The organism is Nocardioides sp. JCM 18998, from assembly GCF_055391535.1.
In genome coordinates this window covers 3,025,723-3,039,911 of record NZ_AP043886.1, presented here as the reverse complement: position 1 = coordinate 3,039,911, position 14,189 = coordinate 3,025,723, and the positions used below count along the sequence as shown (strand labels likewise).

Annotated in this window: 14 protein-coding genes; 1 reads left to right on the top strand and 13 read right to left on the bottom strand. The window is 70.3% G+C overall.

The features are described 5' to 3' along the window. Positions 1–7: 7 nt before the first annotated feature. The gene (locus tag ACZ5L9_RS14270; RefSeq protein WP_464528837.1) at positions 8–685 is read left to right on the top strand and encodes an LON peptidase substrate-binding domain-containing protein; all 678 of its coding nucleotides are present in this window, start codon (positions 8–10) and stop codon (positions 683–685) included. 15 nt (positions 686–700) lie between these two features. Here the strand turns inward: ACZ5L9_RS14270 and ACZ5L9_RS14265 are convergent, their stop codons facing one another. The 13 genes from ACZ5L9_RS14265 to ftsZ form a co-directional block, all read right to left on the bottom strand. Next, positions 701–2,446 carry a hypothetical protein gene (locus ACZ5L9_RS14265; RefSeq protein WP_464528836.1) on the bottom strand — a complete coding sequence of 582 codons (1,746 nt, stop codon included), beginning with the start codon at positions 2,444–2,446 and terminating at the stop codon, positions 701–703. Between the two features lie 9 nt (positions 2,447–2,455). Further along, on the bottom strand, positions 2,456–3,067 hold the full coding sequence (locus ACZ5L9_RS14260; protein WP_464528835.1) for a hypothetical protein: 612 nt from the start codon (positions 3,065–3,067) through the stop codon (positions 2,456–2,458). After that, positions 3,052–6,618 (bottom strand): DNA polymerase III subunit alpha, encoded by a 3,567-nt coding sequence (dnaE, locus tag ACZ5L9_RS14255; RefSeq protein WP_464528834.1) that lies wholly within the window; start codon positions 6,616–6,618, stop codon positions 3,052–3,054. Before dnaE ends, ACZ5L9_RS14260 begins: the two co-directional genes overlap by 16 nt. A 135-nt stretch (positions 6,619–6,753) precedes the next feature. Then, complete coding sequence (locus ACZ5L9_RS14250; protein WP_464528833.1) at positions 6,754–7,188, bottom strand: N-acetyltransferase family protein; 435 nt, start codon at positions 7,186–7,188, stop codon at positions 6,754–6,756. Positions 7,189–7,251: 63 nt separating this feature from the next. Beyond that, complete coding sequence (locus ACZ5L9_RS14245) at positions 7,252–8,181, bottom strand: RluA family pseudouridine synthase (protein WP_464528832.1); 930 nt, start codon at positions 8,179–8,181, stop codon at positions 7,252–7,254. After that, positions 8,178–8,771 carry a signal peptidase II gene (lspA, locus tag ACZ5L9_RS14240; protein ID WP_464528831.1) on the bottom strand — a complete coding sequence of 198 codons (594 nt, stop codon included), beginning with the start codon at positions 8,769–8,771 and terminating at the stop codon, positions 8,178–8,180. The genes ACZ5L9_RS14245 and lspA overlap by 4 nt, the downstream gene beginning before the upstream one ends. Then, a complete protein-coding gene (locus ACZ5L9_RS14235; RefSeq protein WP_464528830.1) occupies positions 8,744–9,172 on the bottom strand; it encodes a TraR/DksA family transcriptional regulator in 429 nt (142 codons plus the stop codon). Before ACZ5L9_RS14235 ends, lspA begins: the two co-directional genes overlap by 28 nt. A 278-nt stretch (positions 9,173–9,450) precedes the next feature. Next, a complete protein-coding gene (locus ACZ5L9_RS14230; protein ID WP_464528829.1) occupies positions 9,451–10,215 on the bottom strand; it encodes a DivIVA domain-containing protein in 765 nt (254 codons plus the stop codon). Between the two features lie 66 nt (positions 10,216–10,281). Next, entirely contained in the window at positions 10,282–10,572 is a 291-nt protein-coding gene (locus ACZ5L9_RS14225; protein ID WP_464528828.1) for a YggT family protein, read from the bottom strand. A 27-nt stretch (positions 10,573–10,599) separates the two neighbouring features. Further along, complete coding sequence (locus ACZ5L9_RS14220; protein ID WP_464528827.1) at positions 10,600–11,160, bottom strand: cell division protein SepF; 561 nt, start codon at positions 11,158–11,160, stop codon at positions 10,600–10,602. Between the two features lie 38 nt (positions 11,161–11,198). Next, on the bottom strand, positions 11,199–11,924 hold the full coding sequence (locus tag ACZ5L9_RS14215; RefSeq protein WP_464528826.1) for a YggS family pyridoxal phosphate-dependent enzyme: 726 nt from the start codon (positions 11,922–11,924) through the stop codon (positions 11,199–11,201). Then, the gene (gene pgeF / locus ACZ5L9_RS14210) at positions 11,921–12,640 is read right to left on the bottom strand and encodes a peptidoglycan editing factor PgeF (protein WP_464528825.1); all 720 of its coding nucleotides are present in this window, start codon (positions 12,638–12,640) and stop codon (positions 11,921–11,923) included. Before pgeF ends, ACZ5L9_RS14215 begins: the two co-directional genes overlap by 4 nt. 15 nt (positions 12,641–12,655) lie before the next feature. After that, positions 12,656–13,840 carry a cell division protein FtsZ gene (gene ftsZ, locus ACZ5L9_RS14205; RefSeq protein ID WP_464528824.1) on the bottom strand — a complete coding sequence of 395 codons (1,185 nt, stop codon included), beginning with the start codon at positions 13,838–13,840 and terminating at the stop codon, positions 12,656–12,658. Positions 13,841–14,189: the final 349 nt, after the last annotated feature.

The window sequence follows — 14,189 nt, the reverse complement described above, 5'->3', positions numbered from 1 at the left end:
TGGTCGTGTGCCGGATAGCTCTTCTGCGACGTTGCCGATGTTCCCGCTCAACCTGGTCATCTTCCCCGGGGTGACGGTGCCGCTGCACGTCTTCGAGGAGCGCTACCGCGCGCTCGTCGAGCACCTGCTCACCATCGAGGACCCGGCGGAGCGGACGTTCGGCTCGGTGGCCATCCGGGAGGGCTACGAGGTCGGTGCCCACGGCGCGCAGTCGCTGTTCCGGGTGGGCGTGCGGATGCAGCTCACCGACGTCGAGGCGAACCCGGACGGCAGCTTCGAGATCGAGGCGGTCGGCATCGACCGGATCCAGATGGACGCCCTCGACGGCAGCGGCCCGTTTCCCGTCGGCGAGGTGCGCGAGCTGCCCGAGCCCGCTCGGGTGGTGCCGGACCACGTGGTGGAGCGGGCGCGGGCGACCTTCTCGGCGTACCGGCTGGCGCTCACCGAGTTCCGCGAGGATCCGTACGACGGCTCCCTCCCCCGCGATCCGGAGTACCTGTCGTGGGCGCTGGCGGCGTGCGCTCCGCTGCCCATGCCCGAGCGGCAGGGTCTGCTGGAGGCGGGCGATGCCGAGGAGCGCCTGATCCTGGTCACCGAGCTGCTGCGCGGCGAGCTGCGCGCGATGAACGTGATCCCGTCGCTGCCGGCCACCGACGTGGCCCGCAACCGGTGGTCGCCGAACTGAGCCGAGCGCCGGCTCTTACTTCGTGCTGAGCCGGATCAGCCCGTGGCCGATGCCGCCGTCGTCGACCCAGCTGCTCTCACCGAGGGCGCCGAGGTGGGCGAGGTTGTCCTGGACGTCGCTCGGGACCTGGGCGGCATCGCTCCTGAGGATCGGGAGCAGGTTGGTGAACGACACGAAGAGCGCCCCGGGCGCCTTGTCGGCGTGCGGGATGACGTCGGTGAACTCCTTCGAGTCCCCCAGCCCGCCGTCCTTCACCAGCTCGTCACGGTAGGCCGCGTCGGGGCCCACGGCGACGACGCCGTCACCCGGCGTGACCCCGAGGATCTCCTGCACCCCGGGAAGCTTGACCTTCGCGATCACCGCGGCGATCTGATCGGGATCGCCCTGGAGCTTGATGCCGGCGGGCAGATCGGCGGGACCGCCGTTGACCAGCTTCTCCGGATCGGTCGAGCCGGACAGCGCGAAGGTGACCCCGCCGTCGAAGAGGGTGTGCAGGTCGGCGGGGACGCTGAGCCCGGTGAGGCCGGAGACCGCCTGCCAGAGCTTCTCCGGGGTCCCGCCGCACTCCTGGGCGAAGGCCTGGGCGAACGCGTCGGTGAGCGCGCTGATCGCCTCGCTCGCCCCGCCGGCGCCGAAGGCGACGGCGGTGTCGGAGGGCAGCGTGGTCAGACCGCTCGTCTCGGAGGTCGCCTGGGCGCCCTCGACGCCGGAGGCGGTCTCGAGCTCGAAGCCGCCGTTGGCGAAGCGCAGTGTCGCCGCTCCGCCCTGGATCTTGCGCAGCTGCTCCTTCGCGAGCTCCAGCTGCGCGTCGCTCAGCGGACCCTGGCCGGAGCCGCCCTTGCCGTCGAGCGCGTCGGGACAGATCGCGCCGAGGGCCGCGAACGGGTCCGCCGGCCGGGCGGTGGAGGTCTCGTGGGAGACGTACGCGGCGGAGGCGGCGCTGCTGCTGCCGCTCGCACTGCCGGAGCTCGTCCCGAACGGCATCCTGCCGAGCATCTTGAGGTTGTCGAGCGTGCCGGCGAGGGTCGAGCCCGCGTCGGGCGAGGCGTAGAAGGTAGCGACCCCGGGGTCACCGGTGCGGTCGGTCCAGGTCTTGAAGTCGGCGTCGTCGGCCAGCGCGTTGCTCGCCGACTGGCTGCTGATGCTCCGTGCGATCGCGTCGTTGCTCGCGATGACCGCCCAGCCGTGGGCGATCGACAGCCCGTGCGGCGCGTCGGCGCAGGTGAGGAGCTGCGGCAGGCTCTTGGTGGCAGCCGCCTCGTCGGTGACGGCCAGGACAACGACCGGCTGGGGACCGCCGCTCACCGTCGGCACCATCGCCGCGGCGACGTCGTTGCCGAGCCACGGCTTGACGTCGTCGCTCCACTGGAGGCCCTGGCAGGCGGGCCCCTGCAGCACGTCGTCGAGCATGAGCTTGCGCAGGTCGGTGGTCGGGCCGACCTTCAGACCGCCGGTGAACGCCGGGAATTTCGCCAGGGCCCGGATCGCCTCGATCTTCTGCCCCATGCTCGGGTCGAGGTCGATGCCGGCGTACGCCAGCGTGTCGGAGGGCAGACCCGCCGCCGCGCCCGGGTCGTGGTCGTGGTTGACCTGGGAGGCGGCGAAGACGCTGCCACCGGCGACGAGTGCCACCGCGGCGATCGAGCCGGCGCCGACGTACCACCAGGTGCGCTTGCGCCGCGGCTCACGCGGGTCGTTCCACGCCCCGCCACCGAGCGTCACGGTGTCGGAGGGCGGTGGCGGCGTACCGTAGTCGGGCATGTGTCAAGACTACTCAGCGTCGGGCGGCGGGACCGAGAGCTCGGAGTCGTTCTCCACGGGGGCGACGGCGCGGGTGCCGCGCTTGGTCACCGTGAGGAAGAGGACGCCGAGCGAGGCGAGCGCCCCGCCCGGGAGGACAGTGATCAGCCACCAGCTGCCGAGCCGCAGCTCACTGGGCAGCAGCGTCCCGTCGGGCGCGGTCTTGGCGATCTGCTGCGGGTTGCCGGGGCCGCGGTGGAGTCCGACCACCCGCATGAGGTAGCCCGCGAGCAGGCCACCGACGATCACCGCGGCGAGGGTCGCCATCTCGGCGCGGTCGCACAGCCAGGCGGCGAGCCCGCCGAGGACCAGGCCCGCGCCCACTCCGACGATGACGTACCACCCGGTGGCGGCGAAGTACGCCGGCTGGGCGCGATCCCAGGAGATCGGGTACCAGACGTGCTTGACCACCTCGCCCATCGCGGGACTCCAGGCCTTCTCCCACACCAGGCCGCAGAGCGCACCGGCCGCGGCGAAGACCGCCACGACGATCGCGGTCTGGATCAGCACGACACGCAGCGTGCCCCGCGACGGCGGCACGTCGGGCGCGGCAGGGGCGGGGGCGATCAGCTGGTCAGACATCCGGGTCCCAACAGGTGCTTGAGGTCGGCGAACAGCGCGGAGCTCGGCGTCACGCGCAGCCGGTCGTCGAGCCGGAGCACGCGTGTCGACTCGCGCGTCAGCAACCGTAGCCGCACCTCGGTACTCCCGGGGTGCGCCGAGAGCACGTCACGCAGCGAGGCGACCACCTGCGGGGTGCAGCGGGTCGAGGGCAGGCTGACCACGACCGGGCCGCTCGGGCCGTCGGTCACGTCGGGGACGCTGACCTCCTGGCCGCGGATCTCGGGCTGCTCCTTGTCGCGCGAGAGCTGGCCCTTGACCGTGATGATCGCGTCCTCGACGAGGTGAGGTGCGACCAGGACGTAGCTGCTCGGGAAGAAGAGCGCCTCGACGGCACCGTCGAGGTCCTCGATCGTCACCGTCGCCCAGGGATCGCCCTTCTTGGTGATCCGGCGCTGCACGGCGGTGACCAGGCCGGTGACCTGGATGCTGCTGTTGTGCGGCCGGTCCTCGTCGGCGAGGAGCTGGCCGATCGTGCAGTCGGAGTTGTTGACCAGGACGTGCTCGAGACCGAGCAGCGGGTGATCGGAGACGTAGAGGCCGAGCATCTCCCGCTCGTGGCCGAGCAGGGTCATCTTGTCCCACTCGTCGATGTCGGGGATCGTCACCGAGGCACCGAACGAGCCGCCCATGTCGTCGTCCAGGCCGCCGAAGAGCGAGTCCTGGCCGATCGCCTCGTTGCGCTTGATGTCGACGAACTGGTCGACCGCCGTCTCGTGCACGGCGACCAGCGCGCGCCGCTTGTGCTTCATGTCGTCGAAGGCGCCGGCCTTGATCAGCGACTCGATGGTGCGCTTGTTGCAGACCGGCTGCGGGACCTTGGTGAGGAAGTCGTTGAAGTCCTCGTAGCGACTCTTCTCCTCGCGTGCCGCGACGATGCCGTCGACGACGTTCCAGCCGACGTTGCGCACGGCGGTGAGGCCGAAGCGGATGTCGTTGCCGACGGCGGTGAAGTTGTGCGCGGACTCGTTGACGTCGGGCGGCAGGACAGCGATCTTCATCCGCCGGCACTCGCCGAGGTAGATCGCCATCTTGTCCTTGTTGTCCTTGACCGAGGTCAGGAGCGCCGCCATGTACTCGGTCGGGTAGTTGGCCTTGAGGTAGGCGGTCCAGTACGTCACGACGCCGTAGGCGGCCGAGTGGGACTTGTTGAAGGCGTAGTCGGCGAAGGGGACGAGGATGTCCCACAGCGTCTTGACGGAGTCCTTGGGGTAGCCGCGCTCGAGCATGCCGCCCTCGAAGCCGGCGTACTGCTTGTCCAGCTCCTCCTTCTTCTTCTTGCCCATGGCGCGACGCATGTTGTCTGCGGCGCCCAGCGAGAAGCCGGCGAGCACCTGGGCGATCGCCATGACCTGCTCCTGATAGACGATCAGGCCGTAGGTCTCGCCCAGCACCTCCTTGAGTGCCTCCTCGAGGGCCGGGTGGATGTAGTCGATCTCCTGGCGCCCGTTCTTGCGCAGCGCGTAGTTGGTGTGCGAGTCCGCACCCATCGGGCCCGGGCGGTAGAGCGCGGAGACGGCGGTGATGTCGGCGAACTGGTCGGGCTGCATCAGGCGCAGCAGCTGGCGCATGCCGCCACCATCGAGCTGGAAGACGCCGAGCGTGTCGCCGCGGCCCATCAGCTCGTAGGTCGGCCGGTCGTCGAAGGGCAGGTCCTCCAGGATCAGGTCCTCGCCGCGGTTCGCCTTGATGTTGGCGACGGCGTCCTCGAGCGTGTGCAGGTTGGACAGACCGAGGAAGTCCATCTTGACCAGGCCGAGCTCCTCGCACTTCGGATACTCGAACTGCGTGATGATCTGCCCGTCCTGCTTCGGGTCCATCAGCGGGACCACGTCGAGCAGCGGCTCGCTCGACATGATGACGCCCGCGGCGTGGACGCCGGTCTGGCGGATCTGGCCCTCGAGGCCGAGCGCGACCTCGTAGATCCGGCGGACCTCGGCGTCGGAGTCGTGCAGGGCGCGGAACTCGCCGCCCTCGCCGTAGCGCTTGTGCTCGGTGTTGAAGAGCTCCTTGAGCGGGACGCCCTTGCCCATCACGTCCGGCGGCAGCGCCTTGGTGATCCGGTCGCCGATGGCGAAGCCGTGGTCGAGGATGCGGGCGGCGTCCTTGATCGCCTGCTTGGCCTTGATCCGGCCGAAGGTGGCGATCTGGGCGACACGCTCGGCGCCGTACTTCTCGGTGACGTACTGGATGACCTCGCCGCGACGGTGGTCGTCGAAGTCGATGTCGAAGTCGGGCATCGAGGGTCGCTCCGGGTTGAGGAACCGCTCGAAGAAGAGGCCGTGCTCCAGGGGGCACAGGTCGGTGATCTTCAGCGCGTACGCGGCCAGCGAGCCCGCGCCGGAGCCACGGCCCGGGCCGACCCGGATGCCGTTGTTCTTCGACCACTGGATGAAGTCGGCAACCACCAGGAAGTAGCCGCAGTAGCCCTTCTGGCTGATGATCTGGAGCTCGAACTCCGCGCGGTCCTTGACCTCCTGCGTGAACCGGTCGCCGGGGTAGCGGTGCTCGAGGCCGCGGTAGACCTCCTTGCGCAGCCACGACTCCTCGGTCTCGTCGGCCGGGATGTCGGCGCGCGCCATGTAGCCACCGGTCGACTCGGTGAACTCGACGTTGCAGCGCTCGGCGACCAGCAGGGTGTTGTCACAGGCCTCCATGAGGTCCTGGGAGCCCCACAGCTCACGCATCTCGGCGGCGGACTTGATGTAGTAGCCGGTGCCCTCGAAGGCGAACCGCTTGCCGCCCTGGGAGTAGGTCGGCTCCGAGAGGCGGCTGCCGGAGTTGACGCACAGCAGCGCCTCCTGGGCGCTGGCGTCCTCGGGGTTGTTGTAGTGCGAGTCGTTGGTCGCGAGGGGCTTGATCCCCATCTCGCGGCCGAGCTTGAGGAGGTCGTCGCGGACCCGCTTCTCGATCGAGATGCCGTGGTCCATCAGCTCGAGGAAGACGTTGTCCCTGCCGAAGATGTCCTGGAGCTCGCCGGCCTCGCGCAGCGCCTCGTCCCACTGGCCGAGCCGCAGCCGGGTCTGGATCGCGCCGGACGGACAGCCGGTGGAGACGATGATCCCCTTGCCGTACGTCTGGAGCAGCTCCTTGTCCATCCGCGGCTTGAAGTAGTAGCCCTCCATCGACGCCTTCGAGGAGAGGCGGAAGAGGTTGTGCATGCCCTCGGTGGTCTCGGCCCACATCGTCATGTGGGTGTAGGAGCCGCCACCCGAGACGTCGTCGCCGCCCTCCTCGTTGGCGTCGCCCTTGCCCCACCGGATCCGCTTGCGCTCCGAGCGCCCGGTGCCGGGGGTGAGGTAGGCCTCGATGCCGATGATCGGCTTGACGCCGTGCCGCTTCGCCTTCGAGTAGAAGTCGTAGGCACCGTGCATGTTGCCGTGATCGGTCATCGCGATCGCCGGCATCTCGAGCGAGCTGGTGCGCTCGAAGAGACCGTCGAGGAGGGAGGCGCCATCGAGCATGGAGTACTCGGTGTGGACGTGGAGATGGACGAACGAGTCGCTCGACATCGCTCCCTCTCAGGTCGTTCTGGGCATGCATCATCAGGGTCGGTCACAGGCCGCGACCTGGCTCTGGGGGAAGGGCCTCAGCCTACCTGTCCGACGCCGTCCACCGTGCCACGAGGGTCCGACAATTTCGAGGTGTCACGGCGCCCACTCCATCCGCAGGTCGGGCTCGCGCTCCTCGTTCTCCGCACCGTCGGAGCGAGCGGTGACGACGAAGCCGCGCCGCTCGTAGAACGTCTGCGCCGGCGTGTTCGACGCGAAGACGTAGAGCCCCAGGCCGTCGGGGCGCAGCGCCATCACCAGGTCCAGCAGGGCCGATCCGATCCCGGCACGCTGACCCTCCGGGGAGACGTAGAGGTCGTCGAGCCACGTACGGGTGAAGCGGGCGTACCCCGCGACCTCGCCGTCGACCTCGGCGACCCAGGTCTCGTCCTCGGCCAGCCGTCCGGTCAGGAACGCCTCGATGTCGGCCGCCGGGTGGACGTTGCCGGGCATCGGGGCCGCCGCGCGCGCGGCGAGCTGCACGGCCACCATCTCCGCGACATCGGCGGGCTCGGCGGGGCGCAGGATCATCGCGACGTGCCCTCTCGACCCACGAGAAGTGACCTCTCGACCCACGAGAAGTGACCTCTCGGCCTAGTGCTCGTCGCGGATGACCTCGAGCGCGTGCGCGAGGTCGGCGGGGTAGGGGGACTCGAACTCGACGTACTCCCCCGTCTCGGGGTGCTCGAAGCCGAGCCGGTGGGCGTGCAGCCACTGCCGGGTCAGGCCGGTGCGCTTGGCCAGCGTCGGGTCGGCGCCGTAGGTGAGGTCGCCGACGCAGGGGTGCTTGGTGGCGCTCATGTGGACCCGGATCTGGTGGGTGCGCCCGGTCTCGAGGTGGATCTCCAGCAGCGAGGCGAAGCGGTGCGCCTCGAGGGTCTGGTAGTGCGTGATCGAGGGACGGCCGTCGGCGCGCACGCAGAACTTGTGGTCGTACTTCGGGTTACGCGCGATCGGGGCGTCGATCGTGCCCTCGAGCGGGTCCGGGTGACCCTGGACCAGCGAGTGGTAGACCTTGTGCGGCGTCCGGTCGCGGAACGCCTGCTTGAGCACCGAGTACGCGTGCTCCTGCTTGGCGATCACCATCAGGCCGGTGGTGCCGACGTCGAGGCGCTGGACGATGCCCTCGCGCTCGGTGGCGCCGGACGTCGAGATCCGGAAGCCCGCGGCCCGCAGGTGCCCGACGATCGTCTGGCCGGTCCAGCCCGGCGAGGGGTGGACGGCCACGCCGACGGGCTTGTCGATCACCACGATCGCGTCGTCGTCGTAGACGATGCCGATCCCCTCGACCAACTCGGGGACGATCTCGAGCGGGTCACGCTCGACCGGGATGGTGGCATCGAGCATCGAGCCGGCCGAGACCCGGTCGGACTTCGCGGCGGCGTGGCCGTCGAGGGTCACGTACCCCTCGGAGATCAGCTCGGCTGCGCGGGTGCGGGAGACGCCGAAGAGACGGGCCATCGCCGCGTCCAGCCGCTCCCCCTCGAGCCCGTCGGGCACGAACAGGGTGCGCTGATCGCTCACCGCTGCTCCTCGCCCTCGGCCGCGCCGGTTTCACCGGCCGCGTCCTTGGCCGACGGGCGTCCGTCGATCCGTACGCCGCGCCAGGCCAGCAGGAAGATCAGCACCGCGGCGACGTTGATGCAGACGTCGGCCACGTTGAAGATCGGCCAGTGCGGGAACTCGAGGAAGTCCACGACGTGCCCCCGGAAGCCCTGGGGCGCCCGGAGGATCCGGTCGCTCAGGTTGCCGGCGATGCCGGCACCGAGGATGCCGAGGGCGACCGCCCACAGGCGGGTGCCGGCGCGCATCGCGAACCAGATCGTCACGACCAGCGCGACGATGGCGAGCACGGTGAAGAACGCGGTGTGCCCGGTGCCGGTGCTGAAGGCGGCACCCGGGTTGCGGGTCAGGTCGAGACGGAGCAGCGAGCCGATCAGGTTGCGCGGCTCGCCGGGTGTCAGGTGTGCCGCCGCCAGGGCCTTGGTGACCTGGTCGAGGGCATAGGCCCCGAGCAGGACGCCAGCGAACAGCAGCCGCAGCGCCGTGCTCGGGCCGGACCGGTGGACCTGGGATGCTGCGTCGCTCAGCGACGCTCCTCGCGCGTCTTGCATGTCATGCAGAGTGTGGCACGTGGGAAAGCCATCAGCCGCATCTTGCCGACCGCATTGCCGCAGGACTCGCAGACACCGTACGTGCCGTCCTCGATCCGGCCGAGAGCGCGCTCGATCTGGAGCAGCTTGTCGCGCTCGCTGTTGACGACGGTCAGCTCGTGGTCGCGCTCGAAGCTGGTGGCGCCGACGTCGGCCTGGTCCTGGCCCGCTCCGTCACCGGAGTCCTTCATGAGGCCGTTGAGCTCGATCTCGGCGGCCTCGAGGACCTCCAGGCTGTGCGCCTGCGTCGAGGTGAGCTCATCGAGGACCTCGTTCAGCTCCGCGGAGGTCCAGGGCTCCTCGCCCTCCTTGACGACCAGGGTGTCCGCAGACGGCTTGAGGGATGCTGCCTTCTTCGCCACGACGCTCACTTTCCTAGAAGGGACTGCGACAGTGTTGCGGATGCCGACAACCCTTGGGGCGTATTTCGTATTCCGACACACTTCCCCGTTCGGCCCTACCTACACCTGGCAATCTGGGAAACAGGCTGTGCACCGTCTGTGAAATCGCCGACGGCCGACTCCCGGGTGGGAGTCGGCCGTCGACGGTCGTACTGGGGGCTCAGCCCGGCCGCTACGGCGGCGGGACCTCCTCGCTCGGCACACGTCCGACGAGCAAGCTCGTGACGTGGCCTCGCTCGTCAGCCCTCTTCCTCGCCGAGGATCGAGCGCAGTCGCTTGGGCGCGGCCGGAGCCTCGTCGCCACCCTGCCCGGCACCCTCGGGCGCGGTGTTGAGCGCCTCGAGCTGCTGGGTGAAGTAGCTCTTGAGGCGCGAGCGGTACTCGCGCTCGAAGGAGCGCAGGCCCTCCACCTCGGTGGTGAGCTTGTCCTTCTCGCGCTCGAGGTCGCCGAAGAGCTGCTGGCGACGAGCGGCCGTCTCGGAGTCGAGCATGGACGCGCGGGTCCGGGCGTCGGACTCCATCTTGTCCGACTTCTCCTTCGACTCCGACTCGAGGCGCTCGGCCTTCGTCCGGGCCTCGCCGACGATCTTGTCGGCGTCGTTCTTCGCCTGGTTGATCAGCTCGTCGTGGTTGCGCGTCGCGAGCTCGAGGAGGCGGGCCGCGGCGTTGGACGCCTCGGGCACGGTCTCCACGCGGATCGTCTCGATCGCACCCGCGGCCGGCGCGGCAGCCACCGGAGCGGCGACCGGCACGGGAGCCGGCTCCGGCTCCGGGGTCTTCTCCACGACCGGGGCGGGCGCGGGGGTCTCCACCCGGGCCGAGGACCCGCCGGAGCTCTGCGCGGAGGCGAGCTTCGCGCGGAGATCGTCGTTCTCCTTGGTGAGCCGAGCGAGCTCAGCCTCGACCTCATCGAGGAACTGGTCGACCTCACCCATGTCGTAGCCCTCGCGGAGCCGGACGGGAGTAAAGCGCTTGTTACTCACGTCCTCAGGCGTCAGCGGCATGACCTCACCCATTCATCTCGTTGTTGCAAAACAGAGTGGTGCTTGGAGTTGAAACTCTAGCGTTGTTTACAGCAGATACCTGACGTCGAGCTGCAGCAGGATGTATGCGGCGAGCATGACGATCAGGAAGCTGAGATCCAACGCCACCGAGCCGATGCGCAGTGGCGGGATGACCTTACGCAACGCGTTGATCGGCAGATCCGTGGCGGTGTAGACGCCCTCGAGGATCACCAGGAGCACACCCTTCGGCTCCCATGATCGCGCGAACACCTGGACCCAGTCCACGATGAAGCGGACCCAGAGCAGGGCGATGAAGACCCAGAGCAGGACGTAGAGGACAGTGCCGATCGCGTGCATAGCGGTCGTAACCCTAACGGCAGGGGGTCAGCTCTGGTTGAAGAACCCACCCTCGGCCAGTCGGGCCTTGTCCTCCGCAGCGATGATCACGTTGGGCGGAGAGAGAAGAAACACCTTGTTGGTGACCCGCTCGATGTCTCCGCGGGTGGCGAAGATCAGGCCGGCGGCGAAGTCGATCAGGCGCTTGGCGATCGCGTCGTCGACGTCGGTGAGGTTCATGATCACCGGGATGCCGTCGCGGTAGGTCTCGCCGACCGTACGGGCCTCGTTGTAGTTGGCCGGGCTGACCGTGACGATGCGGGAGAGCTCCACCGGTGAGGGGGCAGCGGCCTCGGCGACGGCCACCGGGCGGCGGCGCTCGGCCAGGTCGGCGACCGGCGCGGGGCGGGACTCGCGCACGCGCGGGGCCTGGGTGGCGGCGCGCTCGTCGTACTCGTCGCGCTCGTACCGCTCGTGGCCGTGGTCCTGACCGCGGTCGTCGCGGCCGGGGTGCCCGGCGCCACGGTCGTAGGCGGACTCCTCGTCGTATCGACCGGTGTCCTCGAGCAGACCGAGGTACTCACCGGCCTTACGCCACATGCCGCTCATCTTGTTGCCTTCCGGTGGTGATGGAACTGTTGGGGACATTACTTGACGGCCGGCCGTGAACCGAGCACCGCTGAGCCGACACGCACGTGTGTCGCCCCGTGGCGGATCGCCTGTTCGAGGTCGCCGCTCATGCCGGCCGAGAGCCGGTTCGCTGCGGGATGATCGACGAGGAAGCCGGCCCGGATCTGCGCGAGCCGCGCGAACGCCTCCTCCGGATCGGCGCCCAGGGGCGCGACGGCCATCAGGCCACCGAGCCGGAGCGCGGGGTGGGCGGCGACCTGCTCCGCCAGGGCGGCGAGGTCGGCCGGCGCGACGCCGCTTCGATGGCTCGCGTCGGGGGCGTCGAGGCTGACCTGGAGCAGCACGTCGAGGGGGCGGCCACACTCGTCGGCGCCCCGGTCCAGCCGCGCCAGCAGCTCGGGCCGGTCGACCGACTCGACGACGTCGGCATAGCGCGCGACGGCGGCGGCCTTGTTGGTCTGCAGGCCGCCGATGAAGTGCCACCGCAGGCCCGTCGAGGCGCGCAGGTCCTCACAGTCGGCGGCCTTGGCCTGGGCCTCCTGGTGGCGGTTCTCCCCCACCTCGTCGACGCCCAGCCCGGCGAGGATCCGTACGTCGGAGGCCGGGAAGAACTTGGTCACCACGACGAGCCCGACCTCGCCGGCGGCGCGGCCGGCGGCGGCCTCGGCCGCCACGATCCGCTCCCGGACCCGCTCGAGGTTGGCGGCGAGCTCCTGCTCGCGCACGCCGGCCCGCCCGGTCACCGGAGCCACACCAGTCCGGCCAGGCGCCCCGAGGCCGCGCCGTCGCGGCGGTAGGAGTGCAGGGCCTCGTCCTCCAGCGTGCATCGGTCGACGGCGGTGACGCTGACACCGACGGTGGCGAGCTGCGCGGCGACGCCGGCACCGAGGTCGAGGGCGGGCGTGCCCCACGAGGTCTCGGCGTGGGTCTCCGGAACGACCGCGGCGACCTCGGCCCGCATCGCGTCGGGGACCTCGTAGCAGCGTCCACACACGTGCGGCCCGATCCAGGCCGTGATCGCCCCGTCGGCGGAGCCGGCGCCGAGGGCACGCATCCGCTCGACCGTGCGGGTGACGATGCCGAGCTCGACGCCCTTGCGGCCCGCGTGGGCCGCGCCGATCACGCCGGCCTCGGGATCGGCGAGCACGACCGGGACGCAGTCGGCGACCCGGATCATCAGCCCGACGCCCGAGGTCGAGGTGACCAGGGCGTCGCCCGTCGGCACCGCGTCACCCGGCCCGCCGAGCCAGGGCCCGGTGACGGCGAGGACGTCGTCGCCGTGCACCTGGTGCAGGCGGGCGAAGCGGACGCCGGCGGCGTCCTCGACGGCGGCGAGCGCTTGCGCGAACCCGGCCTCCTCGTCGGGACGCCACTGCAGGTCGAGGCTGCCGTCGGTGAACGCGACCTCGACCCGGGGGCTGCCCGGGCCGAGGCCGGTGGTCTCACGGAAGGCGAACATGCTGGTCCCCGGGGCTCACTTCAGGAAGTCGGGCACGTCCAGGTCGTCGTCGGCGAAGTCGACCGACGGGGCGGCCTGGCGCGGAGCGGACGGCGGCGGGGTGGCCGGACCGGCCGGAGCGGCGGCCTGCACGGCGACCGGAGCGGGCTGGGCCGGCGCGGGGCGCTGGTCCTGGCGCTGCTCGCGCTGGACCGGGGCCTGGGCGGCGGACGGCGCCGACTGGCCACGGAGCGTGGTCTCGCGCTTCTTCGGCTGACCGCCGTCGAAGCCGGCGGCGATGACGGTGACCCGGACCTCGTCGCCGAGGGCGTCGTCGATGATCGTACCGAAGATGATGTTGGCCTCGGCGTGGACGGCGTCGGCGACCAGCGCGGCCGCCTCCTGGATCTCGAAGAGACCGAGGTCGGAGCCGCCCGCGATGGAGAGCAGGACGCCGTGGGCGCCGTCGATCGAGGCCTCGAGGAGCGGGCTGGCGACGGCGATCTCGGCCGCGGCGACGGCCCGGTCCTCACCGCGGGCCGAGCCGATGCCCATCAGCGCGGAGCCGGCGTTGGACATGACCGCCTTGACGTCCGCGAAGTCGACGTTGATCAGGCCGGGGGTGGTGATCAGGTCGGTGATGCCGGAGACGCCCTGGAGGAGCACCTGGTCGGCCTGCTTGAACGCGTCGATGACCGAGACGCTGCGATCGGAGATCGAGAGCAGCCGGTCGTTCGGGATGACGATGAGGGTGTCGACCTCCTCGCGAAGCTTCTCGATGCCCTCGTCGGCCGAGCGCTTGCGGCGCGCGCCCTCGAAGGCGAACGGCCGGGTGACGACACCGATGGTGAGCGCCCCGAGGCTGCGGGCGATCCGGGCGACGACGGGAGCGCCGCCGGTGCCGGTGCCGCCGCCCTCGCCGGCGGTCACGAAGACCATGTCGGCCCCCTTGAGGACCTCCTCGATCTCATCCATGTGGTCCTCGGCGGCCCTCTCGCCGACGCCGGGCTGCGCGCCGGCCCCTAGACCCCGGGTGAGCTCGCGACCGATGTCGAGCTTCACGTCGGCGTCACTCATGAGCAGCGCCTGCGCGTCGGTGTTGATCGCGATGAACTCGACGCCCTTGAGGCCGACCTCGATCATCCGGTTCACGGCGTTGACGCCACCGCCACCGATGCCGACGACCTTGATGATCGCCAGGTAGTTCTGTGCAGCTCCCACGATTGGTCGCTCCCTCGTTCGTCTCGACGCTGTGCATTGCTGAGCGGTGCTCTGTCTTGCCTGAAGTTCGCCGGCGGATTCTCAACTCTGACCCTCATCGTGAGGGTTATAGTTATGTCAACCTCGCCGTGTTCAGAACACTAGGCAGACCTGCCCCGCAGATCCCGCAGACACGCCGCAGAATCGGCGAGTCAGCCCTCGCGTCGTCCGGACGTCCGGGGTGGCGCCGAAGCGGCGCTGCGTAAGCGACGCGCCGGACGAAGGCCGCGAGCGAAGCTCGCGGCGACGCCTGCCCGAGGCGCCGCCGTGGGCGGCCGCGTGGCGGCGCCCGCTGCCCGCCCGCGCGGCG